This is a genomic window from Azospirillum sp. UFLA03-27 (assembly GCF_059803775.1).
In genome coordinates, this window is record NZ_JAUQTX010000095.1 from 1 (window position 1) to 22,401 (window position 22,401).

The 22,401-nt window shown below is 65.9% G+C and carries 12 protein-coding genes and 2 pseudogenes; 8 read left to right on the forward strand and 6 right to left on the reverse strand.

The genetic code is table 11. The annotated features are described in order from the left end of the window. Nucleotides 1-300: transposase (locus tag Q4I23_RS15785; RefSeq protein ID WP_498526831.1), on the reverse strand; the 300-nt coding region annotated here is incomplete at its 3' end. A 344-nt stretch (nucleotides 301-644) separates the two neighbouring features. On the opposite strand from Q4I23_RS15785, the gene tnpB reads away from it, so the two are divergent. From tnpB to Q4I23_RS15805, 4 genes and pseudogenes are all read left to right on the forward strand, one after another. After that, the gene (tnpB, locus tag Q4I23_RS15790; protein WP_498526832.1) at nucleotides 645-989 is read left to right on the forward strand and encodes an IS66 family insertion sequence element accessory protein TnpB; all 345 of its coding nucleotides are present in this window, start codon (nucleotides 645-647) and stop codon (nucleotides 987-989) included. A gap of 37 nt (nucleotides 990-1,026) precedes the next feature. Continuing rightward, nucleotides 1,027-1,419 (forward strand): annotated as a pseudogene (locus tag Q4I23_RS15795) (transposase domain-containing protein); the annotation flags it as partial. A 161-nt stretch (nucleotides 1,420-1,580) separates the two neighbouring features. Beyond that, nucleotides 1,581-2,195 (forward strand): annotated as a pseudogene (tnpC, locus tag Q4I23_RS15800) (IS66 family transposase); the annotation flags it as partial. Further along, the gene (locus Q4I23_RS15805; RefSeq protein ID WP_498526833.1) at nucleotides 2,146-2,415 is read left to right on the forward strand and encodes a transposase domain-containing protein; all 270 of its coding nucleotides are present in this window, start codon (nucleotides 2,146-2,148) and stop codon (nucleotides 2,413-2,415) included. The pseudogene tnpC and the gene Q4I23_RS15805, both read left to right, overlap by 50 nt. On the opposite strand, the gene Q4I23_RS15810 is transcribed toward Q4I23_RS15805, so the two are convergent. Together Q4I23_RS15810 and Q4I23_RS15815 are read right to left on the reverse strand one after the other, a co-directional pair. Next, a complete protein-coding gene (locus Q4I23_RS15810; protein ID WP_454021133.1) occupies nucleotides 2,364-2,516 on the reverse strand; it encodes a hypothetical protein in 153 nt (50 codons plus the stop codon). The two genes, Q4I23_RS15805 and Q4I23_RS15810, sit on opposite strands and share 52 nt — an antisense overlap. Nucleotides 2,517-2,553: 37 nt before the next feature. Next, nucleotides 2,554-6,660, reverse strand: coding sequence for a glycosyltransferase (locus Q4I23_RS15815; RefSeq protein WP_498526834.1), 4,107 nt, complete (start codon nucleotides 6,658-6,660; stop codon nucleotides 2,554-2,556). Nucleotides 6,661-7,519: 859 nt separating this feature from the next. On the opposite strand from Q4I23_RS15815, the gene Q4I23_RS15820 reads away from it, so the two are divergent. Continuing rightward, the gene (locus Q4I23_RS15820) at nucleotides 7,520-11,932 is read left to right on the forward strand and encodes a glycosyltransferase family 2 protein (protein ID WP_498526835.1); all 4,413 of its coding nucleotides are present in this window, start codon (nucleotides 7,520-7,522) and stop codon (nucleotides 11,930-11,932) included. On the opposite strand, the gene Q4I23_RS15825 is transcribed toward Q4I23_RS15820, so the two are convergent. From Q4I23_RS15825 to Q4I23_RS15835, 3 genes are all read right to left on the reverse strand, one after another. Then, the gene (locus Q4I23_RS15825; protein ID WP_498526836.1) at nucleotides 11,893-14,406 is read right to left on the reverse strand and encodes a glycosyltransferase; all 2,514 of its coding nucleotides are present in this window, start codon (nucleotides 14,404-14,406) and stop codon (nucleotides 11,893-11,895) included. The genes Q4I23_RS15820 and Q4I23_RS15825 overlap by 40 nt on opposite strands. Nucleotides 14,407-14,442: 36 nt before the next feature. Continuing rightward, nucleotides 14,443-15,522 carry a glycosyltransferase family 61 protein gene (locus tag Q4I23_RS15830; protein ID WP_498526837.1) on the reverse strand — a complete coding sequence of 360 codons (1,080 nt, stop codon included), beginning with the start codon at nucleotides 15,520-15,522 and terminating at the stop codon, nucleotides 14,443-14,445. A gap of 86 nt (nucleotides 15,523-15,608) precedes the next feature. Next, nucleotides 15,609-17,051, reverse strand: a complete 1,443-nt coding sequence (locus Q4I23_RS15835) for a mannose-1-phosphate guanylyltransferase/mannose-6-phosphate isomerase (RefSeq protein WP_330874670.1) — start codon at nucleotides 17,049-17,051, stop codon at nucleotides 15,609-15,611. A 243-nt stretch (nucleotides 17,052-17,294) separates the two neighbouring features. Between Q4I23_RS15835 and Q4I23_RS15840 the strand changes: the two genes are divergently transcribed. From Q4I23_RS15840 to Q4I23_RS15850, 3 genes are read left to right on the forward strand one after another with little or no spacing between them, the layout of a single operon-like run. After that, nucleotides 17,295-18,326, forward strand: coding sequence for a glycosyltransferase family 2 protein (locus Q4I23_RS15840; protein ID WP_454021121.1), 1,032 nt, complete (start codon nucleotides 17,295-17,297; stop codon nucleotides 18,324-18,326). Between the two features lie 35 nt (nucleotides 18,327-18,361). Next, nucleotides 18,362-21,205, forward strand: coding sequence for a glycosyltransferase family 4 protein (locus Q4I23_RS15845; protein WP_498526838.1), 2,844 nt, complete (start codon nucleotides 18,362-18,364; stop codon nucleotides 21,203-21,205). Between the two features lie 8 nt (nucleotides 21,206-21,213). Further along, on the forward strand, nucleotides 21,214-22,329 hold the full coding sequence (locus Q4I23_RS15850) for a glycosyltransferase family 4 protein (RefSeq protein WP_498526839.1): 1,116 nt from the start codon (nucleotides 21,214-21,216) through the stop codon (nucleotides 22,327-22,329). The last annotated feature ends 72 nt before the right edge of the window (nucleotides 22,330-22,401 follow it).

Consider the following 22,401-nt stretch of genomic DNA (forward strand, 5'->3'; position numbering starts at 1 on the left):
GGCGGTCAGCGCCTTCTCGGCCATCCGGCGCGGTTCCAGGAAGCCGGGGAAGTAGCTGCCCTTGCGCAGCTTGGGGATGCGCAGCTCAACGGTGCCGGCGCGGGTTTCCCAGTCGCGCTCGCGGTAGCCGTTGCGCTGGACCAGCCGCTCGGCGGAGCGTTCGCCGTGGGCGGCGCCGGTCAGGCCCTGCACCTCCAGTTCCATCAGCCGCTCGGCCGCGAAGCCGATCATCTCGCGCAGCACGTCGGCGTCAGGGCTCTTCTCCAGCAGCGCGCGAAGCGCCATCATCTCGTCGGTCATCGTGGTCACCCTTCGGTGGGGTTGAGGTGTGGTGACCAGACTCTACCGAAGACCCACGATGACCGCCCCGCTGAGGACAACCGGCCCGCCTACGCCAGCTCTGGGGGCGCTTCGGCGGGCCGGTTCTCCTCAGCTACACCACGTCTTGGGACACGATCGCTGATCCCGATGGCGGGAACGACGGCCCCGGCTTGCGAGACGGAGCCGTCGTTCCCGCCATCGGCGCCTGCGCCTCGCGCGCTGGTTCGGTTTGCCGACGGGACACGGCTGGAGATCGGGGCGGACTACCCGACGCCGGCGTTGACGGCGCTGATCACCGCGCTCACGGGGCGGCGGTGATCAGCGTGCCGCCGGGCGTACGGGTCTGGCTGGCGGCGCGGCCGGTCGACATGCGCAAGGGCTTCGACGGGCTCGCCGCCGTCGTCCAGCAGCACCTGCGCAAGGGTCCGTTCTCGGGCCAGTTGTTCGTGTTCCGGGGCCGGCGCGGCGACCTGCTGAAGATCCTGGTGTGGGACGGCCAAGGCTTCGTTCTCATCTCCAAGAGATTGGAGAAAGGCCGCTTCGTCTGGCCGAGCCCGGCCACCGAACAGGTCCGTCTGTCGCCGGCCGAACTCGCCATGCTGCTGGAGGGCATCGATTGGCGGGCTCTGCGCCGCACCGACGAGCCGGCGCCGACGTTGGCCTCCTGACAGCCTGCGGCGGGGTGACTCACCACGGCTCCGGCCGGTGACCGGCGCGCCGCCGGCCGGTACACTGGCACCATGCTTCCGCATTCCGCCGGCGATCCGCTCCCCGACGACGTGGCCGCCCTTCAGGCGCTGGTGGGCGAACTGTCGGCGCAGCTTCGGCCAGAGTTCGGAGAGGCTGGGCCGGGCTGCCGATCAGCTCGAACTGCAGATCGAGGAGTTGGAGCAGCATCACGCCGAGCAAGCGGCCGTCCCCGCCGCCCCGAAGGCGGCGATGCCGATCGGCGAGCGCACCCACCCGATCCGCAAGCCGCTGCCTGCCCATCTGCCGCGCGAGGACGAGGAACTGGCGGCGCCCTATGCCGCCTGCCCAGGCTGCGGGCTCGCCTTGCGGCGGATCGGCGAGGACGTCTCGGAGGTGCTGGAGATGGTGCCGGCACGGCTGCGCGTGCGGCGCTACGTGCGTCCGGTGATGGCCTGCCGGTGCTGCGGCGACATCAGCCAGACGCCGCCACCACCGGTGCCGCTGCCCAAGAGCAGCGCCGGCGCCAGCCTGCTCGCCGACATCGTGCTGGCCAAGTACGATCGCCGCCCATGTGCTGGCGCGGGCAAGCTGCACGTCGACGACACCCCGGCGCCGGCAAGACCCGCACCGGGCGGCTGTGGGTCTACGCGCGCGACAACCGGGCCAGTGGCGACGACGCCGCGCCCGCGGCGCTCTACTGCTACACACCCGACCGCAAGGGCGAGCATCCCCAGCGCCAGCTCGCCGGTGGGAGGGGCACGCTGCAGGCCGACGGTTACGCCGGCTTCAACGCCCTTTACGAGGCCAGGGGCGGCGATCCGCCGGCGATCATCGAGGTGGCCTGCTGGGCGCATGTGCGGCGGAAATTCTTCGATATCCATCAAGCCCACAAGGGAGCCGCCGCCAACGAGGTGCTGGAGCGCATCGGCCGCCTCTACGCCGTGGAGGAGCGCGTGCGCGGCCAGCCGGCGGCCCGGCGTGCCACCGCGCGTCAGGCCGAGGCGGCGCTGGAGATCACGGCATTGCGCACGCAGCTGGACCAGTTGCTCCGCCAGGTTCCAGGCAAGTCCACCCTGGCCGAAGCGATCCGTTACGCGCTGTCCCGCTGGCCGGCGCTGACGCGCTACCTCGCCGATGGCCGGTTGGAGATCGACAACAACATCGCCGAGCGCGCCATGCGCGCCGTGGCCCTTGGGCCGCAAGAACTGGCTGTTCGCCGGCTCGGACGGCGGGGGCGAAGCCACCGCGGTGTTCTACACCCTCATCGAAACCGCCAAGAGCAACGGCCACAACCCGCGCCTCTGGCTCACCCATGTCCTGGAGGCCATCGGGCGTGAGCGCGACCTCACCGATCATGATGCCCTTCTGCCTTGGGCCATGCCACCAGAACCAGCAACCTCCTGAAGGGCGTTCCCCAGCCGCTTACTCCGCACCCGGACACCATCACCCGCACCGGAAAAACCGGAAATGAAAAACGGCATGACGGTGCCGTTGCGCACCGTCATGCCGTTTTCATGTCTGCCCGCTTGGAACGGGAACCGGTTACCGCGCCAGGGCGACCGCCTCCACGATCTTCAGCATCGTGGCTTGGAAGTTCGCCTCGCTGTACCGCTGGCTCTGCTTCATGGCCTGCACCATCCGGGAACGGCGTTCTTCGGCGGGACGCGCGAGCTGTTCCTTCAGCTTGCCATAAGCGTCTTCCATCGTTTCGAAGGTGGCGCCGACACCTGTCTCGGACACGATTTCCGCCGGCCCACCCCATTTGTAAACCAGCGGGAAGGCGCCGTAGCCCATGGCTTCAACCACCGTGATGCCGAAATGCTCGACCTGTTCCGGCTTGAAACCCGGGTAGCATCCCATTCCGCAGGGATGCACGTAGAGCAGCGCGTTGGTGAGCGCGGTTTCGATTTCCGACCGCGCCGCGTTCATGCGCAACTGCGCCTTGATCCGCGTCGCCTGCTCGACAAGGCCGGCGAAGAAGGCTTGGTCATCGGCGCTGCTGTTCAAGCCGCCATACAGTTCGAAATTTACAGACAGCTTCTCGTTCTGGGCGCGTTCGGCAAGGTGCAGGACAATGTCCTGGCGCTTGTTGTGACCACCGGCCATGAAGCGGCCGATGTTGACGGCCAGGGCCTTTTCCGTGTCCCAAGGCTTCTCGGAGAGAATCCGGGCCTGCTGCTCCTCGCTGGGAACGGGAACCGGCGGGCTGAGCACGTAAACGGGCCGGGGCGCGACGTTGTAGACCTTCAGGAGCTTTTCGACCGCCCCCGCCGTGTAGCGCGAGTTCACCACAACAGCGTCATAGCCGTGAATGCGCTTGATCGAGAACGGACCGGTGTGGTGGAGCGGGAACGGATACTGGCAATGGAAGATGTTGCGCCTGCCAAATCCGGGAGTCGGAGGTTCGATCTCGTTGCCCATCGAGACGTACAGCTCCGGCCGCGGCCAGTTGGCGGTGTCTTCCAGCGTGGCGGTGTGGAAGCGGCCCGGCCGGATGGCCAGATCGTCCATGGTCATGGCCAGACGGGCCCGGCTGACGTTGTTGGGCGTCAGGAACCAGACCTCGAAGATGTTGGACAGCACCTGCGTCAGGCTGAGGATGTAACGCTCGCCGCCACCGACGCGGATTTCATAGGGGGAATAAACCCACGCCACTGGTTTCCCCGAATAGCCGGGCCGGACATCCAGCGGCGTAAGGACTTCGTAGCGACTGGCGGCGGCATAACGAGTCGTCGCTTCCGCGGGCAGCGCCAAGCCCCCTTCCTCGAACACGCCGAACCAGCGCTTGCGGAACTTGGTCTTTTGGCGGTCGATCACCTCGAGCATGGAGCGGCCGAGGAACTCGGATGTCGACGCGTTCTCGAAGTGGAAGGCGAACGCCCCGCGATGGACCGCCACCCGGTACCCCTGGGCACGGACGCGGACGCAAAAATCGGTGTCCTCGAAGTAGAAGGGCTCGAACAGCATGTCGAAGCCCAGCACCTTGCGGGCGACCTCCTTGCGCAGCAGGCAGCAGGCCGCCGAAGCGTAATCGCAGACGCGGACCTGGTCGCGCTTCGAGAAGATCCGGTGAAAGTCTTCGAAGGAGACAAACTTGGATTCCTGGATGACCTGACCGCAACCCGAGATGATGCCGCCGGATTCCTGCACCCGGCGGTCGGGAAGTAGCAAGACCGGGGCCAGAAGACCGATGTCCTTGTCCTGTTCCATAGCGCCGACAAGACGCTCCAGGGTCTCTCGACGGACCACCGCGTCGTTGTTTAGAAACAGGATGTAGTTTCCGGTGGCGACGTCGAGCGCAACGTTGTTGCCTTCGCCAAAGAACAGATTTTTCCGGTTCGAGATCACGCGGACGCCGGGCAGGCGTGCCAGATACCGATACAGCAGCTCAACGAAGAACGGCGAGCTGCCGTTGTCAACCACAAGCACCTCCGAATTGCTGCCGGCAACGGCGACCCAGGCGGAATAGGCGCTCAGCAGCGTGTAGATCGGCTTGTTGTAGTTGAGGATGATGATGCTGAGGAGTGTCTCGCCTTCCGCCATGGCCGGCTGCACCGCAGCAGAGATGCCCGGGACATCCGGTCCGGCCTTATGATCCGGAAGTTCGCCGAGACGGATGGCTCCCACCAGAGTGTGCAGGTCGTTCATGGTCGTCAGTGGCTTTTTCAGCACAGCGACTTCGTCGGCCTGCATCAGGAAGCCGATCATCGCCTCCTGCAAATGCGGGTGGGTCGAAATCCAATCCTTCTTCAGGGCATCGATGATGAGCCGGGCGTCACCGGTGTAAACATACCCTCCCATGCACATCAAATGCCGCAGATGCATCAGGTCGATGAAGGGAGACGGCGAAAACCGGCTCTGGTCATTCGACTGAACAAACATCGTCAAGGGGTCAGTTTGACTATAGATTTTGTCGACCGATCGCTGATCGACAAGGTAATATTTGGCGTCGAAAAGCGGATGAGGATCAATGCCGAGCTTCCACCCCTCCATCATGTAATGATAGACGGGCGCCTGATCCAAAGAAATTCCATTCAACTCACAGGATTTTTTGTAAAAATCGACATCGAAAAGCGAAATCGGAGAGATTTCTCCCTTGTGAAGGGAAACAAGAATATCGGCATTCTTGACCGAATTGTATCGGGCTTCCGCGCGCAACGCGACGATGTCAATCAGCGGATACCAGTCCTCCGCTGTCCGCCGTTCCAAGAAGTCGAGATAAGCCAAGTCGGCACGGGGGACCGGTTGCTGATCAAGCGACTTCGGAACGAAAAGAAGGTGGGGTTGAAGCTGCCGCTTCCGGCCATAGAGGGTGTAATGCAGAAGAGGCGGAAAGCAGGAAGCCGCCGCATCGGAGTTCAGATAGACGTAATGGCGATCATCGAACAGCGGTCCATGCAGGACACACCGCCCCTTGATGTAATCGATGATCGCGTTGCTCGCCCCGACTTCACCGTCGGCGGCATCCGACGCCTTCCAGACCAGGGAACCGGTGCTGAAAAGACGGCGGAAGATGGCCCAATCCTCATGGAACAGAGCCTCGTTGCGCATAAAGACGTCCAGGAATTCATCCAGGAACGTGGTGTCGCCTCCCGTCGCCAGGGATGACGCCATCAGCATCGAGAAAAGCTCGATGTTCGTCATGCGGATGGAGCATTCCACGATCTGCTCGACACGGATGCCTTCCTCCACCGTCAGAACGGCGACGGCAGCGGGCGACTGGGGATCCTGCATCACGCGGGCGAAGAGGATGCGGGCAATCTCCGGGGTCAGGCTGACGCTCGACCATTGCGCGGCGAAGCCGGGAGCGCAGGAATGGCCAACAGCGTTCTCGACATCGCCCCTGGGCATGTTGGCCAGGAACTGTCGAAGTTCGATTCCCAGGAAGACCAGTTTCAGGGCAACATGCTTCGTCAGAGCAAACGGGTCGAAACACCAGCCGACGACCCCTTCCTCGTCAACCCGCTCCAGAGCACCCCGCAGCACGCTTCCGTTGGGGGACGCGACACCCAGAACGATGTCGTCGAGCAACGCCGAGCATTGCGGGCTCGGATCGTTCCCTGCGCCTCTCTCGACCGCAGCGTCCCCATCCTTGACAACAAGATGATGGAGGATCTTGAGGACCGCTCCGTTCGTCAGGCCATAACTGCCCTGACCAATCCGCGGCAGCAGGACGCCATCCTCGGCGATCATAATGTCCAGCACCGCGGGCGCCTCCAGATTCACCTCGGCAAAGGGCCGGACGATCTCCAGTTCCTGGACCGTGATTCGGCAGTTTTGCAGAGGAAAATTGAACCCTGGCATACAGGGTTGCCCAACAACAGCCTGGACGTCCGGTCGAGATTGCAGAGCAGCCGTTTCGCCGATCACAATACCATGAAACAACACTTTAAGGTAAATTTGATTAGAAAACCCATGCGTATCTATGCACCATCCACCAATGCAGCTTTGATCGATGCGCTCAACACAGCCACGGAACTGCGGGCCCTGTGAAAAATTCTGCAAATCAAATGAACAATATTCATGACTTTCGACGATGCTCAAAGGAAAACCTGCACTCTTTTTCACTTCACCCGCTTGCCTATTGCTGGGGCGGTTCGTCCAATTGATCGCCTCTACCGAATCAAGGCCAAAAGTCGATTCAGCCATCACACACAACTCCGAATTAGTGCATTACTTGGACTTGACACGCCGCGACTGATAGCCCGCCCGGCACTGTAGAGAGATGGGAGCACGGAAGCGCACATGTACTCCGCCCTATCGACGCTTGGCAAGCGCACATCGATATACAAGAACTTCCAGTTAACAGGTTACTAACAAACCTCTGCCAAGATTGGGGAAGGCTTAAAAAAAACACGCGTTTTTCCAGCCGGCGCAATGCAGGAAGGCAATGTCAGGTACAGGCAATGGTTCATTTCGGGACAACGAAACCATGCCGCCTGGAGAGAGCCAAAGCCATGCTGGACCATTTCAGAAATGTAACGCAGGACATCCTTCACCGTGCCTCCTCCAGAACAGGGATCAATGTTTTGGATGATGAATTTTTCTTACAGGACCTCTCTCGCAGGTGAACGCTGGATGAGGGCACGCCATTCCACATGTTTGTGCCATCACGCCGCGCTTGGCATCCGCCCTTCGGAGGGCACCATGAGAAATGACAGCAGCCTGTTTGCGATGGACGGAGAGGAAGAGGGATATTGATGCACAAAGACAATATTTTTACTATCTACCTTTGCCCTAAAGCATATCCTATGGGGATTGGAAATTTCCGTGAAATTGAATCCCTACCAAGAAAAACTAAAAGAGAAATGAAGTGAAAAAGACAGGCATAGTATCAGGGTCTCTTGACTCTGTGACATTTGATGAAAATTTTGGCTTCATTGCGCAGGGGTGGTCTATAAATGATGGCGATTTGGCAAAAAAAGTCAAAATCACGGTTGTTTCCGAAGGACAGCCTATAGCACTCTCATCCGCACGCTATTTTCGCCGCGACCTCCTGGGAAGCGGGATGGGCGCCGGGTTCCATGCCTTTTCCATCCTCATCCCCACGGAACGGGTGTCCAGTCAGAACGCGCCGGTCGTTCACGTTCTCGGCGATACTACGCTGATCGGCAGCGTCTCCCTCAGGGGGCACCGCCTTGATGGACATGGCCGCACTCCACCCCGTCTGGCCGAAACAGGACTTTCTCCGGAGCATTGGCCGGTCGACGTGATCGGGCATGTAGCCCTGCTCGCCAACGGGAAGGTCTTCGACGCGCTCTGGTACGAGCGAGCCTATCCAGACGTGACCGGTTGGTGCAACGAAAATGCCGCGTCGCCTTACCTGCACTATCTGTCCATTGGTCTTGCGCAGGGGCGCTTTCCTCACGTTCCCATGAACGAGTCCTGGTACATCGAACGCTATGGCAGCGCCATCCGGAACATGGCTGACGTCCAGGCCAGGACCGTCGCCGACCATTATCACATCGCCGGAAGCCTCTTCGGCTTCGACGCCGTTCCGGGTTTCGACGAACAGACCTATCTGGACCGCAACGACGATATCCACCCCCTGGTGCAGGAGCGCCATTTTGTAAGCGGATACCAGCATTATCTGCTCCATGGGGCCGCCGAAGGCCGCGGCACGGGATCATGGAGCGCGCTGCCCACGCTTCCTCCCCAACAACTCCTGGGGACACCGGAATTCGCAAGCCTTGTCCAGGGCGCCGACGCCCATGGCAAAAGCACCGCGACCGGCCGGAACTGGGCGGCTGAGAAAGCCGCGGGCGCCGCCGTGGATCCGACCTTCGGCAGCTTTGCCGAAAGCCTCTACCAGGCGCATCGCCCCGATGTGGCCGGCGCGGTTTCCAGGGATGAACTCCCATCCGGGGCCGAGCATTGGCGCCATTACGGGCTGCGCGAGGATCTGGCCGGAACCACGCCGCGCCTGCCTGGTTATTGCGAACACCGCTATCTCGTGAACAACCCGGACGTGTCGGAGGCGATCGCCGGCGGCGACACCCCCTCGGGCTATCATCATTTTCTCAGCTATGGGCTCGCGGAGAACCGCAAGGGCGGACCCGACACGGGAGAACCCGCGCCGAGGACCTTCTCTCCCGCCGACATCCTGAGACGGATCGCGGAACGGGACGGCTGGCCGACGATCTCCATCCTGATGCCGGTCTACCAGACGCCGGAGCGGTGGCTGCGCGCTGCCGTCGGGTCCGTCCTGGAACAGCTCTATCCCTTTTGGGAGCTGTGCATCGTCGACGACGCCTCCCCCAGCCCGCACATCCAGGAGCTGTTGCGGGAGTTCGCGGCGCGGGATCCCCGCATCCGCGTGGCTCACCGGCCGTCCAACGGCGGCATCACCGCCGCGTCGAACGCCGCGCTCGCCATGGCCGGCGGCGAATGGCTGGCCCTGCTCGACCATGACGACCTGCTGACGGCGGACGCGCTTTATGAAATCGCCGCCGCCATCGTCGCCCACGACCCCGACGCCGTCTATTCCGACGAGGACAAGATGAGCGTCGACGGTCGTTTCTACGATGCGACCCACAAGCCGGGCTGGTCGCCCGAGCTGCTGCGCAGCACCATGTACATTGGGCACCTGACCTGCTACCGCGCGTCCATCGTCCACGAGGCCGGAGGATTCCGCAGCGCGTACGACGGGACCCAGGATTACGATCTGGCGCTCCGCGTCGCCGGGATCACCGACCGCTTCGTGCATGTTCCGAAGATCCTGTACCACTGGGTGGCCATTCCGGGATCGAGCGCCGAGGTCCTGTCGGCCAAGAGCTACGCGGTCGAACGGCAGAAGACGGCCATCAAGGAGGCCCTGGCCCGGCAGGCGGCCACCCCCTTCGAGGTGCATCCGCACTGGTCGGCTGGCAACTGGCGCGTCGTCTACGCGCCACCCTCGCCCGCCCCGCTCGTCAGCATCGTCATCCCCACCGCGGGCCGCAAGGGCACCGTCTCAGGGGCGTCGGTCGACATCCTGCGAAACTGCATCCTCAGCCTTTTCGGCAGCGAATGCTATGAGCGCTTCGAGATCGTCGTCGTGCACAACGGCGAGTTGGACGCCACAGCGCTGGGCTTTCTACGCGCCTTTCCGAACCTGCGCGAAATCAACGCCAACCGCCCGTCCTTCAACTTCTCGGAGCGGGTGAACCTGGGGGTGGAACAGGCACGCGGCGACTATGTCCTTCTGCTCAACGACGACATCCAGGCCATCTCGAAGCACTTCCTGCGCGACATGGTGGGGCTGGCCAGCCAGCCGGGCGTCGGTGTCGTCGGTCCGCGCCTGCTGTTCGCCAACGGCACGATCCAGCATGTCGGCGTCCTGCTTCCCAACGGCGTGCCGACCCACGCCGTCATCGGCGAGCATCGTCTGACCTCCGGGCCGCAGGGAATCGCGCAACTGACGCACAACGCGGCCGCCACGACCGCCGCCTGCCTTCTGGTGTCGCGCGCTCTCTACCAGGAGGTCGGGGGCTTCGACACCGGCCTCAGCCTGAACTACAACGACGTCGATTTCTGCAACAAGGTGCGCGCGAAGGGGCTGCGGATCGTCATCGACCCCGCCATTGAACTCTACCATTTCGAATCCCTGTCGAAGGAAGGCACCTTCAACTGGGAACTCCAGGAATTCGTGAAGCGCTGGGGGATCGAAGCCGACCCGTACCTCAACCCCAACTTCTCCACGACCAATCCCTTCTACGAGATCGAACGCACCCCCGCCACCACCCCCGTCCGGGACGTGGAGGCCCAGGTCCTGGCCCGCATCGCGGCGGCGCGGACCCGGCCACAGATGGCCGAGACGATCCGCTTCTCCTTCTTCATGAGCATCTACAAACAGCCGCTCCGGTTTCTGCGCGAGATCGAGAGGACGATCCTCAACCAGTTCTACCGGAACTTCGAATGGGTGATCGTGAGCGACGGCGACCACCGTCCCGAACTGCTCGACTGGCTGCGCGGCGTGGCCGTCCATGACAACGTGACGGTGATCGTGAGCCCGGAGAACAAGGGCATCATGGCCGGCTATGGGCTGGCTTTCCAGGCCACCCGCGGCGACTATGTCCTGCCGGTCGATGCCGACGATTTCCTGACGCTCGACGCGCTCCAGGTGATGGCGGAGCACATACATGCCCACGGCTTCCCGGCGATCCTCTATTCCGACGAGTTCAAGAGCGATCCGCAGTCGCGGCTTTTCTCCCCCTTCCACAAGCCGGGCTTCGACCGGATTCTGCACACCAACATCTGCTTCACCTGCCATCTCTGTGCCCTGCGCCGCGACGTGGCCGTGCGGATCGGCGCCTACACGGACCCGAAGGCGACCTGGAGCCACGACTGGGACACCTTCACCCGCGTCGAACGCGCCGGATACGGCATCGTGCATGTGCCGCATCTCCTGTACGCTTGGCGGATCAATCCCGGCTCCACCGCGTCCGCCGAAACCAGCCTGAAACCGGACGCGTTGCACAGCCAGCGGCATGTGCTGGAACGGCATCTGGCCCTGACCGGCCAGGACCGGACGCTGACCATCGCCATCAACAACCTGTTCCCCAAGCCGGGGATCTGGCGGCTGGCGCCCAGGGACGGGGCCGGGTGCGGCATGGCGCTGGTGATCGCGGCCGACATGATCGCGGCCGACAGGGACGACGACGCGGCGGTGGACATGGTCACCGCGGTTCTGGCGCAACGGAACTGCCCGATCGCGTCGGTCCGGATACAGGTGTCCTCGCCGGCAGACGCGGCGGGCCTGGCGGCGGGCCTGGAGAGGGCCGGGGTGCAGCGGTGGCCGGCGCGCATCTCCCTGCACAGGGACTCGTGCGCCATCCTGCTCGCCGAAGCCTGCGCGGATGGCGACGCCGTGGCTTTTCTGCGGACGGACTGCCGTCCCGGAACCCCGGATGCCTTGCTCGAACTCGCGGGGTTGTTGAACGGGGTTGGCGAGGCGGTCGCCATCGGGGGCCGGATTCTCGATCCCGACGAGCGGGTCGCCTGGGCCGGTGGTTTCTTCGGCCTGGGAGGGTTCCTGGCCACCGCCGACTACGGTCGCCCGGCCGGCGACGCCGGCTATCACGGCATGCTGTTCTGCCAGCGGTTCGTGGACGGCGTGTCGCCAAGCCACTGGCTGGCCCGCGCCGGCTTCCTGCGCGATCTTCTGCGCCGGCTCCCGCCCGACACGCCGGCGGCTCAGATCGCGAGCGCCATCGCGCTGCACGCCCATGCGGAAGACAAGAGGACGCTCTACACGCCCTTCAGCGTTTGGCATCTGACGGAACGCACCCATGTCCAGCCGCCGCTTCCCAGCAAAGCCGTGCTCGCCAGCCTACCGGGCCCGGTGCCGCGGCGGAGCCGGTGGTACAGCCCCCGTCTGCATCCGGCGGCGGCGCTTGGCTATCAGCCCCGTGGGTATGACGGCGACGATGAGGGAGGCTGATCCACAGACGCCCTCACCACGCCAGCGGTTACCGTCAGCAGGGCCGACAGCGCCGCCTCCGGCGTCGGCGACGAGACGATGAAGCCGTTGGACCAGTGGCGCAGCCGCTCCGCCGGGGCACCGATGTCGAAGACGCCGACCGGCAGGCCCAGCCCGGCCACCTCGTCCAGGACATAGCAGTAGGTTTCCGGCCAGACCGACGGCAGGAAGACCGCGTGGCAGCCACGCATGGCGAGACGCCGCGCCAGATCGTCCGGCTCGTAGCGGCCGTTGTCGTGGAAGCGGGGGGAGTCGATGGGCCGGTCGATGTTCCCGAACAGCTCGAACCGCAAGGGAAGTTGGTGGGTGTCCGCCAGCCGCACCATCGCGTCCAGGATCTTGGAGCCCTTGGCCACGTTGATCCCCCCGATGACCGCCACGCGGGCCAGCGGTGCCGCCGCCGGTGTCGGCAGCGGCGAGACGATGACATGATCGGCCAGATGCGGGATGATCCGGACACGCTCGTCGCGCAGTGTGAAGGCCCGCCGCACCACGGCGAGCGCGCTTCTGGAAAAGAAAACGTGGCGGTCGGCAAGGTCGAAGAAATCCTGCCAGGTCCGGCGGTACACCTTGATGTCGAAGCTCCCAGCGGCCGGACCGTTGTCCCCCTCCCGCCGGCGGAAATGCCGGTTGGCCGGGGCGCATTCCCGGCAGCGTTCCGGCGACGGCACGCCGCAGAAGCGGTCTTCGGCGTCGATCAGGTTCAGGGATGGGCAGACCGGCAAGTAATCATGATGCAAAACGCGCAACGGCACCCGCTGCCCGCTCCGAAGCGTCCGGATGAACTCCATCAACGCAACGGCATTCGGATGATCGACCAGCGAACTGACCACAATCTCGGACAGCGGCAGGGCGGAGACCAGAGCGCCGAGATCGGCGAGGCCGTTCGCCGGAAAACGGAAGGTGGCTTCCTTGTGCAGCAACTCGATGTCCACCGCTTCGTCCGGCATCCCCAGCACCGGCTGCCGGGTGGGGCGGACGAGCAGAACCGCCTGCCCCTGCGCATGAAGTCGCGCGATCTCCTTGGCCCGGAAGGTGGCGGCCCCGCCGTGCCCGGCGTGGTCGAACAGCAGCACCGTCCGCGGCCGGGCGTCTTCCTGCAAAATCCGGACGGCCGCCGCCGCGCGTACGGGGCGCAGCGGGTCGGCGCGGATGAAGTCCTGGACCTCCGCGTCGAATTCGGGATAGCGCTGCCGGATGATGTCGCCGGACGCCTGAATCTGGGCCTTCTTCTCGTCGCTGGAAAAGCTGCCGCCGTGCCGGTGGTGGACATAGAGATTGGGCACCGCGACGTTGACGAAACCGCGCCGCAAGGCCCGCCGGCACCAGTCCACCTCCTCGCCATAGCCGCGTCCGAAGGCGTCCAGATCGAAGAAGCCGATCTCCCGCAGCGCCCGCCGGTTCAGCGCCATGCAGAAGCCGACACCGGTCGGCACCTCCACCGGAGGCAGGTCCGACAAGGCCGCGAACGCCGCGTCGATGCGCTCCACCGTGGCGCCGAGAAAAGGCTCGTTGTCCTCGGGCATCGCGGGGAAGCCGCAGATGGTCCCGGCGTTGGTGAAGGGGGTGGTGCTGGCAATGGACGGCATCCTCTCGACCGGCCCGACCAACCGCTCCAGCCAGCCAGGCGGCACCTCCACGTCGGTGTTGAGAAGAACGACATGGCCATCGGGATTCAGGCGCGTCGCAACCTCCAATCCGGTGATGACGGCCTTCAGATACCCCTCGTTTGACGGCTTGGACACGACCGTCACGTTGTCCAGCGACGTGGCGAGAGCAATCAGGAAGGCGGTTATGCCGCGGTCGGGATTGCCGTCGTCGATGAAGACGATCCTGTGCCTGGGCTCCACCGTCTCGATCAGCGCATGCACCAGCGGGGTCAGGAACCGCTTGCCGCCATAAACCGGCACGATGATGGACACGGGTGCGGCGAGCGGAGGAGCGGGCGGGGCCTTATTCCCCGAAGCCGGACCGAGCAGGCCGAGCGCCTGGCGCGCCCCTCTCAGGGACGACGGCAGGGCCGTGGCGTAGCGCAACCCCCGCTCGGTCAGGAAACGGTAGTCCACCGCCGCCGGACCGCGCTCGCAGGCGACCTGCCAACTGCGCAACGACAGCCCTTCGCGCAGCATCAGCGGGACGAGGCACTCCTCGTCCCCGGCGGTCAGTCGCAAAACGACGGCGGACGTGTCGAGCGGCAAAGCCGCGATCACCACGAACCCGGAATGGTCCGCCAGGGGATCGCCGAGGGCAAGGCCGACGTCGTGACGGTCGATCCCCGCCTGGACGTGGACAGCGGGAGGCCGTTTCCCACGGTCGATCACCACGTCGAAAGCGCAGGCGCCATGCCGGCTGTGAAAGGCCCAGCCTTCGATCCGCAACTCGGTCCCGACCTCGATCCGCTCGATGAAGTAGCCGAACGCTCCACCCGTGGTCATTGTCTCATGCCTCTCTTGCCGCACCCGGCCAGGCGGTCAGCCGGCGAAGGCACGCTCCCGGTCTTCCAGGGACAGGATCAGGTCGGTGTCCCAGGGCATGACCCCCCGGACCGGGCCGCTCTGCGCGCAGCGGATCTCGGTGTAGTCGAGACCGCGCAGGGTCGCGATGAACCAGAAGAACGTGTCGGGCATACCCGCCGGCGTCAGATTGACGACGCGCGCGCCGGGCGGTGCGAAGACGATGTTGGTCATCGCCGCCCCCATCACTCCGACGATCCGCGACGCTCCCTTGAACAAAGCCACCTGCTCCGGCAGCGAAAGCGCATTCGGCTCGACCAGATGGTAGCCGTGCGCCAGGGCGAGGCCGATCAGGTCATCCTCATCGACGATCCGGCGGATCCCCGTCGCCCGGCGGGAGACGAACAGCCGCTCTGCACCGCCCGGAGCCACGCTTCGGGCCACGGCTTCCGCAGCGTCGAGGACCAGCGGCGACATGAAGCCGCCGTGCTCGCTCAGCCCGTCCACCAGCAGAAGATCGGCGAAGCGCAGGGGCGTGTCGTCGGCGACCAGGGTCCGAGCAAGGTCGATGCCCAGCATGGACAGCGAAAAGGCCATGCTGTCGTTGAGGTGGCCCGGCGCAAGCCCAACGAGGAAGCGGACACCGAGATCCGGCAGATGGGTGTGGACGAGATGAGCCTTGGGCAGCATCTCCATCATCCAATGGCCGTAATTGCCGATTCCACGCTTCTTGCACAGAAGGATGGGGCCAGCCGTGTCCGGTTCGGCAGCCCGTCCGCCCTGCCCGATCGCCGCCAGAACGGCCGCGTGGGCCTGGTCGATCTCCGCCTCGGAATGCTGGGTGATGGTTTCGCGGTAGAGATCGCCCTTCTGGTCGAAGACCAACCCCTCCCTGGCAACCCACACGTCCTTGAGGCGCGCGACACGCACCGCGCGCTCCGGGAAGCGCGGGGTGTTCCATGCCCATTCCATGGCTTGCAGGATGGGTTGGGGAATCAGCTCGCTGTTGACGACACGGGGGTAACTGGCATCGAAACCGGGCGACGCGAGCGTGAGAATGACCGAGTCATCGGGCAGGCTGATCGGTGTCGGTCGCATCCGGGCAGAATTCCATCGGGAGTCTGGCCGCTCCCGTCCCGGGGTGCCCGCCGCCGTGGACGGAGCACCCCAGCCGAACGGTGCGGTTACGAGCGGCCGTAATGGTCGTCGAAGCGGACGATGTCGTCCTCGCCCAGATAGGAGCCGGACTGCACCTCGATCAGGTTGAGCGGCACCTTGCCCGGGTTTTCCAGCCGATGCGGGGTGCCCAGCGGAATGTAGACGGACTCGTTCTCGCGCAGCAGGATCTGCTCGTCCCCGCGGGTCACCAGCGCGGTCCCATTGACCACGACCCAATGCTCGGCGCGATGATAGTGCTTCTGGAGCGACAGGCGGGCGCCGGGCGCCACCGTCAGCCGCTTCACCTGGAAGCGGTCGCCGGCGTGCAGCGACTGGTAGAAGCCCCAGGGGCGGTGCACCCGGCGATGCAGGAGCGGCTCGCTGCGGCCCTGCTTCTTCAGATGCTCCACCAGCGGCTTGATGTCCTGCGCCCGGTCTTTCGCGGCGACCAGGATGGCGTCCTCGGTGGCGACCACCACCGTGTCCTCCATGCCGAGCAAGGCGATGAGGGCGCCGTCCTCACTGCGGGCGTAGCAGTTGAGGCTGTCCCAGGCGATGGCGTCGCCGTGGCAGACGTTGCCGCCCTGGTCCTTCTCACCGATGTCCCACAGCGCCGACCAGGCGCCGACGTCGGTCCAGCCGATGCTGCACGGCACCACGGCGGCGGCCTCCGTGCGCTCCATCACCGCGTAGTCGATGGAGATGTTGGGAGAAGCGGCGAAAGCCTCCTCGTCGAGGCGGAAGAAATCAAGGTCGGACCGGCCCTGGGCGAGCGCCTTCCGGCAGGCGTCCAGGACCGCGGGTTCCCAGCGCTCCAGCTCGGCCAGATATTGGCGCACGGGCAGCAGGAACATGCCGCTGTTCCAGAAGAAGCTCTTTTCCGCCAGATAGCGCTCGGCCTGCTCGCGTGGAGGCTTCTCGACAAAGGCGGCGACCCGGAAGGCGCCGTCATGGCCACCCACCGCATCGCCGCGGCGGATGTAGCCATAGCCGGTTTCCGGAGCGGTCGGCACGATACCGAAGGTGGTCAGATGGCCGGCGGCGGCGGCGGCGGACGCCGTGGCCACGGCCTGGAGGAACGCGCCCTCGTCCTTGATCGCGTGGTCGGCCGGCAGCAGCAGGAGCTGTCCGTCGGGGTCATCCTCCGCGATGAGCAGCGCCGCCACGGCGGCGGCGGCGGCGGTGTTGCGCCCCACCGGCTCCAGAACGATCCGCGCCTTCCCGCATCCGGCATGCCGCATCTGTTCGGCGATGACGAAGCGGTGTTCCTGGTTGCAGACGATCAGGGGAGCGGCGAACAGCGCTGCATCGGACACCCGCTGCGCGGTATCCTGGAGCATCGAGCGTTCCGAGCAGAGCGGCAGGAACTGCTTGGGATACTGTTCCCGAGACATCGGCCAAAGCCGGACCCCGGCGCCGCCGGAAAGGATGACGGGATGAATGCGCGTGTTCTGCAAGGAAATCGTCATGGCAGCCGGAACTTGCACTATCGGAAAGGAAACCGGTTCCCTGTGTAGAGGTTTTGGGACAGACATGCTACAGCGAAATCCGATGCTTCGGAGCTTCCCGCCACACGATTCCCGTAGTGGCTTGATGCACTCCATCGCCTATTGATGGCCCGCAGCCTTCTGGTCTGTTTCCTTATGCCCGCGGTTTCAAGACTGTAACATCCGTAAGCCAGAGCTTCTTACGAGAAAGTGACGATCATAGGCATGCCTGAACACCGATCCTCCGAGCAAGGCGCGACAGCTCTGAAGCCATCCGCGGCAGAGCGGGAGGATGCCGCGGCGCCCGCCTTCACGATCATCACGCCCTGCCTGAACCGCGCCGGTCTCGTGGCGGAGGCGGTGGAGAGCGTTCTGGCCCAGGACGGGATGACGGTCGAGCACATCGTGGTGGACGGCGGGTCCACCGACGGGACGCTGGATGTGCTGGCGCGCTATCCGCACCTGCGCGTCCTGACCGGACCGGACCGGGGCGTCTATGACGCCATCAACCGCGGGCTGGCCGTCGCCCGCGGCTCGGTCATCGGGCATCTCAACAGCGACGACCTCCTGCTTCCGGGGGCACTGACCGCCATTGCCCGCGCCCTGGCCATGGCGCCGGACGCCGATGCAGCCTGTGGCGGTGCCACGGTCGTCGAAGGCGGCTCCGGCATCAATGGGGCCGGAGGGCCGCGGGAGACCTGCGGCTACGACGATCCGGCGATGAAGGGGCTGCGCCCCTTCGACCTGTGCCGCGGCGTGCCGATGATCAACGCCCGCTTCTTCCGACGCAGCCTGTACGAGCGGGTCGGCGTCTACGATCCGTCCTATCGCTACGCCGGGGACCGGGAGTTTCTGATCCGCGCCTGGACCGCCGGCATGAAGACCGTTCCGGTGGCGGAGCGGGTCTATCTCTACCGCCAGCACGCCGGCTCGATGACCATCGTCGGCGGCATGCGGCACATGGTCCCATGGCTCGACGAACACCTGCGGCTCGCCCGCCGGGTGATGAACGATCCGGCCAGTTCACCGGCGCTGTGCCGCGAAGCACGGGACTGGCATGCCTTCGAACTGGGCCGGGCCGCCACCCGCGCCCTGGCCACGGGCGGCGCTGGGCAGGCCACCCGGCTGGCCGTCGGCGGCATCGCCACGGACCCCGTCTGGCCGGCCCGCTTCGCGCTTCAGGCGAGCGGCTATTGCCTTCGCCACTATTGCCTTCGTCGCCATGAACGGGCAAAGGAACGCCCCGGTACACCCTGACACCCTTCGCGTCTTTCCAGCCGAGTTCCTTGTCCATGTCCTTATCCCAGTCCCAGTCCGCGCCCGACTTCGCCGATTTTGTCGAACGGCTTGCGAGCACCGAGCCGGTCGCCCGGATTCTGGCGGTCGGTTCGGGGCCGGGGCGGGCCTCCCTGCGGCGCGGGCTGGAAGGCAATCCGCTGCGCCCGTCCCTGACGGAGGCCGGAATCGGGGACGGTCCCGCCCTTGCGCTTCCCAACGCGCACGAGATCGGCGAAACGTGGCTGCGCTTCCGCAACGACGCCGACCTGCCGCCGCTTGCCGGCCTGCTCGCCGAACTCGAAGAGGACCTGAAGCGCCACCCCGCCGCCCCTCCCGAGACCGGCGCACGGCGGGTACGCGGCGGCTTCGGCCTGGTGCTGGTCGAAGACGCCGGCTTCACCGGGCTGCGCGCGCTGGATCGGGCTGACGACACCGCCACCGTCGTGATCCGGGCTTCCTCCAAGACCGGAAGCGGCTGGCTGATGCGCCGCCGCCTGCGCGACGAGCCCGGCTGGGAGACGATCGCTGAGGGCGAGGACTGGGTCGCCTTCCGGCGGCGCCCCCTGGAGTCCGGGTCCGACCTGCCGATCCATTTCTTCACCATCGTCCTGAACGGCGAGCCCTTCATCCGCTACCACGAGGCGATCTTCGCCTCGCTGCCCTTGCGGTGGCACTGGCACATCGTGGAGGGCGTGGCCTCGCTGTCCCACGATACCAGCTGGAGCCTGGCGTCCGGCGGACGGGTGCTGGACAGCGTGCACGACCGGGGCCGCAGCAACGACGGCACCTCCGCCTATCTGGACGATCTGGCGGCCCGTCACCCGGACCGCATCACCATCCACCGCAAGCCCCTGGATTCCTTCTGGGACGGCAAGCGCGAGATGGTCAACGCTCCCCTGCCCCATATCCGCGAGGCGGGGCTGCTCTGGCAGGTGGACGCCGACGAGTTGTGGACGGCGGAGCAGATCCGCACCGTCCACGCCATGTTCCAGGCCAACCCGAAGCGCACCGCCGCCTTCTATTGGTGCGACTATTTCGTCGGGCCGGAGCGGATCGTCAGCACGCGCCACAACTACGCCCAGAACCCGCAACAGGAATGGCTGCGCACCTGGCGCTTCGAGCCCGGCATGACCTGGGCGGCCCACGAGCCGCCGACCCTTGTCGGCGCCGACGGCAAGGACGGTGCCCAGATCGACCCCTTCACCCAGGACGAGATGGAGGAGGCCGGCGTCGTCTTCCAGCATTTCGCCTACGCGACCGAGGCGCAGGCCGCCTTCAAGGAAAGCTATTACGGCTACAAGGACGCCCGTGCCCACTGGCGCCGCCTTCAGAAGGAGGTGACGGGGTCGGCGCTGCTGCGCGACTATCTGCCCTGGGTGAGCGACGAGACGCTGGCCGACACAGCCGCCGCCCGTGGCGTGGTGCCCATCGCCGTGCCGGATGAGGCGGCGGGGAGCGGGGCCTGGCGCTTCCTTGATCCCGCGGAGGTCGCCGAACGGCGCAAAGCCCTGGCGCCGACGCGGCCGAAGATCCTGGTGGATGGGGTGTTCTACCAGCATCTCGGCTCCGGCATTGCGCGGGTCTGGACGGCGGTGCTGCAGGCCTGGGCGGCATCCGGCTTCGCCGAACATGTCGTCCTGCTCGACCGCGCCGGCACCGCGCCGCGGATTCCCGGCGTGCACACCCGGACCATCCGTGCCCATAACAAGGCCTCCCCGGGCGCCGACAGCCTCCATCTGGAGAGGGTCTGCCGGGAGGAGGGGGCGGATCTCTTCGTCTCCACCTACTACACGGCGCCGACCGCCACGCCCTCGGTCTTCATGGGCTACGACATGATCCCGGAGGCGCTGGGCTTCCCACTCGCCGACGAGACCTGGCGGGAGAAGCACCGGGCGATTCTGCACGCCTCGGCCCACATCATGATCTCGCGGAACTCTGCCCGCGACCTGGAACGGTTGTTTCCCTCGGTCCCGGCTGGCAGCACGGCGGTGGCCTATTGCGGCGTCGGAGACGCTTTCCGCGCGGCGGACGCGGCGGAGGTGGACGGCTTCCGCAAGGCGCACGGGCTGACCGGCCCCTATGTGCTGATGGTGGGCGAGCGATCCGGCTATCAGGGCTACAAGAACGGCCTTCTGCTGTTCCGTGCGCTCGGGCTGGGCGATCCGGCGACCCGCGACCTGACGGTCGTGTGCGTGGGCGGCGGCAAGGAGGTGGAGCCGATGTTCCGCGCCCTGGCCCCCGACACCCGGACGCTGCGCCTGTCGCTGACCGACGAGGAACTGCGGCTGGCCTACGCCGGAGCGGAGGCCCTCGCTTACCCCTCGCGCTACGAAGGCTTCGGCATGCCGGTGGTCGAGGCGATGGCCTGCGGCTGCCCGGTCGTCACCTGCGCCAACTCCTCGCTGATCGAGGTGGCCGGCGACGCCGCGCTGTTCGTGGGCGAGGATGACGCCGCCGGCATGGTGGCGGCCCTTGCCGCCGCCCGCGACCCGGAACGCCGCGCCGAACTGGTCCGCCGCGGTCTGGCACAGGCCGCCCGCTTCACCTTCGGCGCCATGGCCGAGGCGATGGCCGCCCATCTGCTGGACAGCGCGGCGAAGCTGAAGGACGGGCGCCTCGCCCCGCCGGCGCCGGTGTGGCAGGAACTGCGGGCGACGCAGGCCGCGGGCATGGCCGCCGGCACCGGCGACGAGGACGACGAGTCACCCTGGGTCCTGCGCCGCCGCCTGCAGCGCAGTGAACAGCATCTGCACACGGTCCGGAACGAGCTGAGCAGTATGCAGAACAGCCCCTTCTGGCGCCTGCGCGCGGTCACGCTGGGCATCCTGGTGCGACTCGGCGTGAATTGGCGGCGCTGAGCCGCGGCATGCGTGTCCTCTTCGACGACCATATCTTTTCCATCCAGCGTCACGGCGGAGTGTCCCGCTGCTTTGCCGAGGTCGTCACGGAAATGCGCGCCCGTCCCGGCGTGCAGGTAGTCCTGCCCTTCCGGCAGGTCATCAACAGCCACCTGATGGACCAGCCGGGCCTGGACGTCCGGGGCTTCTTGGGGGGCGGGCATTTTCCCGGCAAGCGCAGCCTGCTGCGCGCCCACAACCGCAGGCTCGTCCGCCGGGCGCTCGGCCATGGAGCCTTCGACGTCTTCCACCAGACCTTCTACGATGCCGGCCTGATCGATCTCCTGCACGGGCGGCCCATGGTGGTGACGGTGCACGACATGGCGCCGGAACTGATGCCGGAGATCTTCCCGAAGCCGGAGGAGATCCACCCCGGCAAGCGGGCGCTCTGCGCCGCCGCCGCCGCCATCGTCGCGGTGTCGGCGCACACCAAGGCCGATCTGGTCCGGCTCTATGGAATCGACCCGGCGCGGGTGGAGGTGGTGCATCACGGCCTGTCGCGCGACGCCGTGTGGGTGCCGGGACGCCGTGCGGGGATCGCGCTGCCGGACCGCTACCTGTTGATCGTGGGGCGCCGCGACGGCTACAAGAACTTCGCGGGCGTGGCGCGGCGTCTGGCCGCCCTGCTGGCGCGCCGACCCGACCTGCATCTGGTCTGCGTCGGCGGTGGTCATCTCCAGGACGAGGAGCGCCAGCCCTTCCTGGAGGCCGGCTGCGCCACCCGCCTGCACCAGCGCACGCTGCCAGCCAACGACCTCGCCTACGCCTACGCGCACGCAGCCGCCTTCGTCTTCCCATCGCTGTACGAAGGATTCGGGCTGCCGATTTTGGAAAGCTTCGCCAATGGCTGCCCGGCGGTGTTGAGCGACCGGAGTTGCTTCCCCGAGATCGCCAGCGATGCCGCCGTCTACTTCGACCCCGCCACGCCCGAGAGCCTGACCGAGGCCCTGGAACGGGTGCTCGACGACAGCCCTCTGCGGCACCGGCTGATCGCCGACGGCCGCCGCCGCGTCCGCGACTTCACTTGGCCGGCGGCGACCGACCGGCTGCTGGCCCTCTACCGCCGCCTGCCTGCCCGCCACTAGAGCATTTTCCAGTTACTCCGGTTCATAGCCGGCGGCGGTGAAGTAGTTGGCGCATTCGTTGGGAGGGAACTC

Excerpts from the sequence above, each read along its gene's own strand:
- Q4I23_RS15805 (WP_498526833.1), top strand. The coding sequence starts at position 2,146 with ATGGCCGGTTGGAGATCGACAACAACATCGCCGAGCGCGCCATGCGCG.
- Q4I23_RS15810 (WP_454021133.1), bottom strand. The coding sequence starts at position 2,516 with ATGACGGTGCGCAACGGCACCGTCATGCCGTTTTTCATTTCCGGTTTT.
- Q4I23_RS15815 (WP_498526834.1), bottom strand. The coding sequence starts at position 6,660 with ATGGCTGAATCGACTTTTGGCCTTGATTCGGTAGAGGCGATCAATTGG.
- Q4I23_RS15820 (WP_498526835.1), top strand. The coding sequence starts at position 7,520 with ATGGGCGCCGGGTTCCATGCCTTTTCCATCCTCATCCCCACGGAACGG.
- Q4I23_RS15825 (WP_498526836.1), bottom strand. The coding sequence starts at position 14,406 with ATGACCACGGGTGGAGCGTTCGGCTACTTCATCGAGCGGATCGAGGTC.
- Q4I23_RS15830 (WP_498526837.1), bottom strand. The coding sequence starts at position 15,522 with ATGCGACCGACACCGATCAGCCTGCCCGATGACTCGGTCATTCTCACG.
- Q4I23_RS15835 (WP_330874670.1), bottom strand. The coding sequence starts at position 17,051 with ATGACGATTTCCTTGCAGAACACGCGCATTCATCCCGTCATCCTTTCC.
- Q4I23_RS15840 (WP_454021121.1), top strand. The coding sequence starts at position 17,295 with ATGCCTGAACACCGATCCTCCGAGCAAGGCGCGACAGCTCTGAAGCCA.
- Q4I23_RS15845 (WP_498526838.1), top strand. The coding sequence starts at position 18,362 with ATGTCCTTATCCCAGTCCCAGTCCGCGCCCGACTTCGCCGATTTTGTC.
- Q4I23_RS15850 (WP_498526839.1), top strand. The coding sequence starts at position 21,214 with ATGCGTGTCCTCTTCGACGACCATATCTTTTCCATCCAGCGTCACGGC.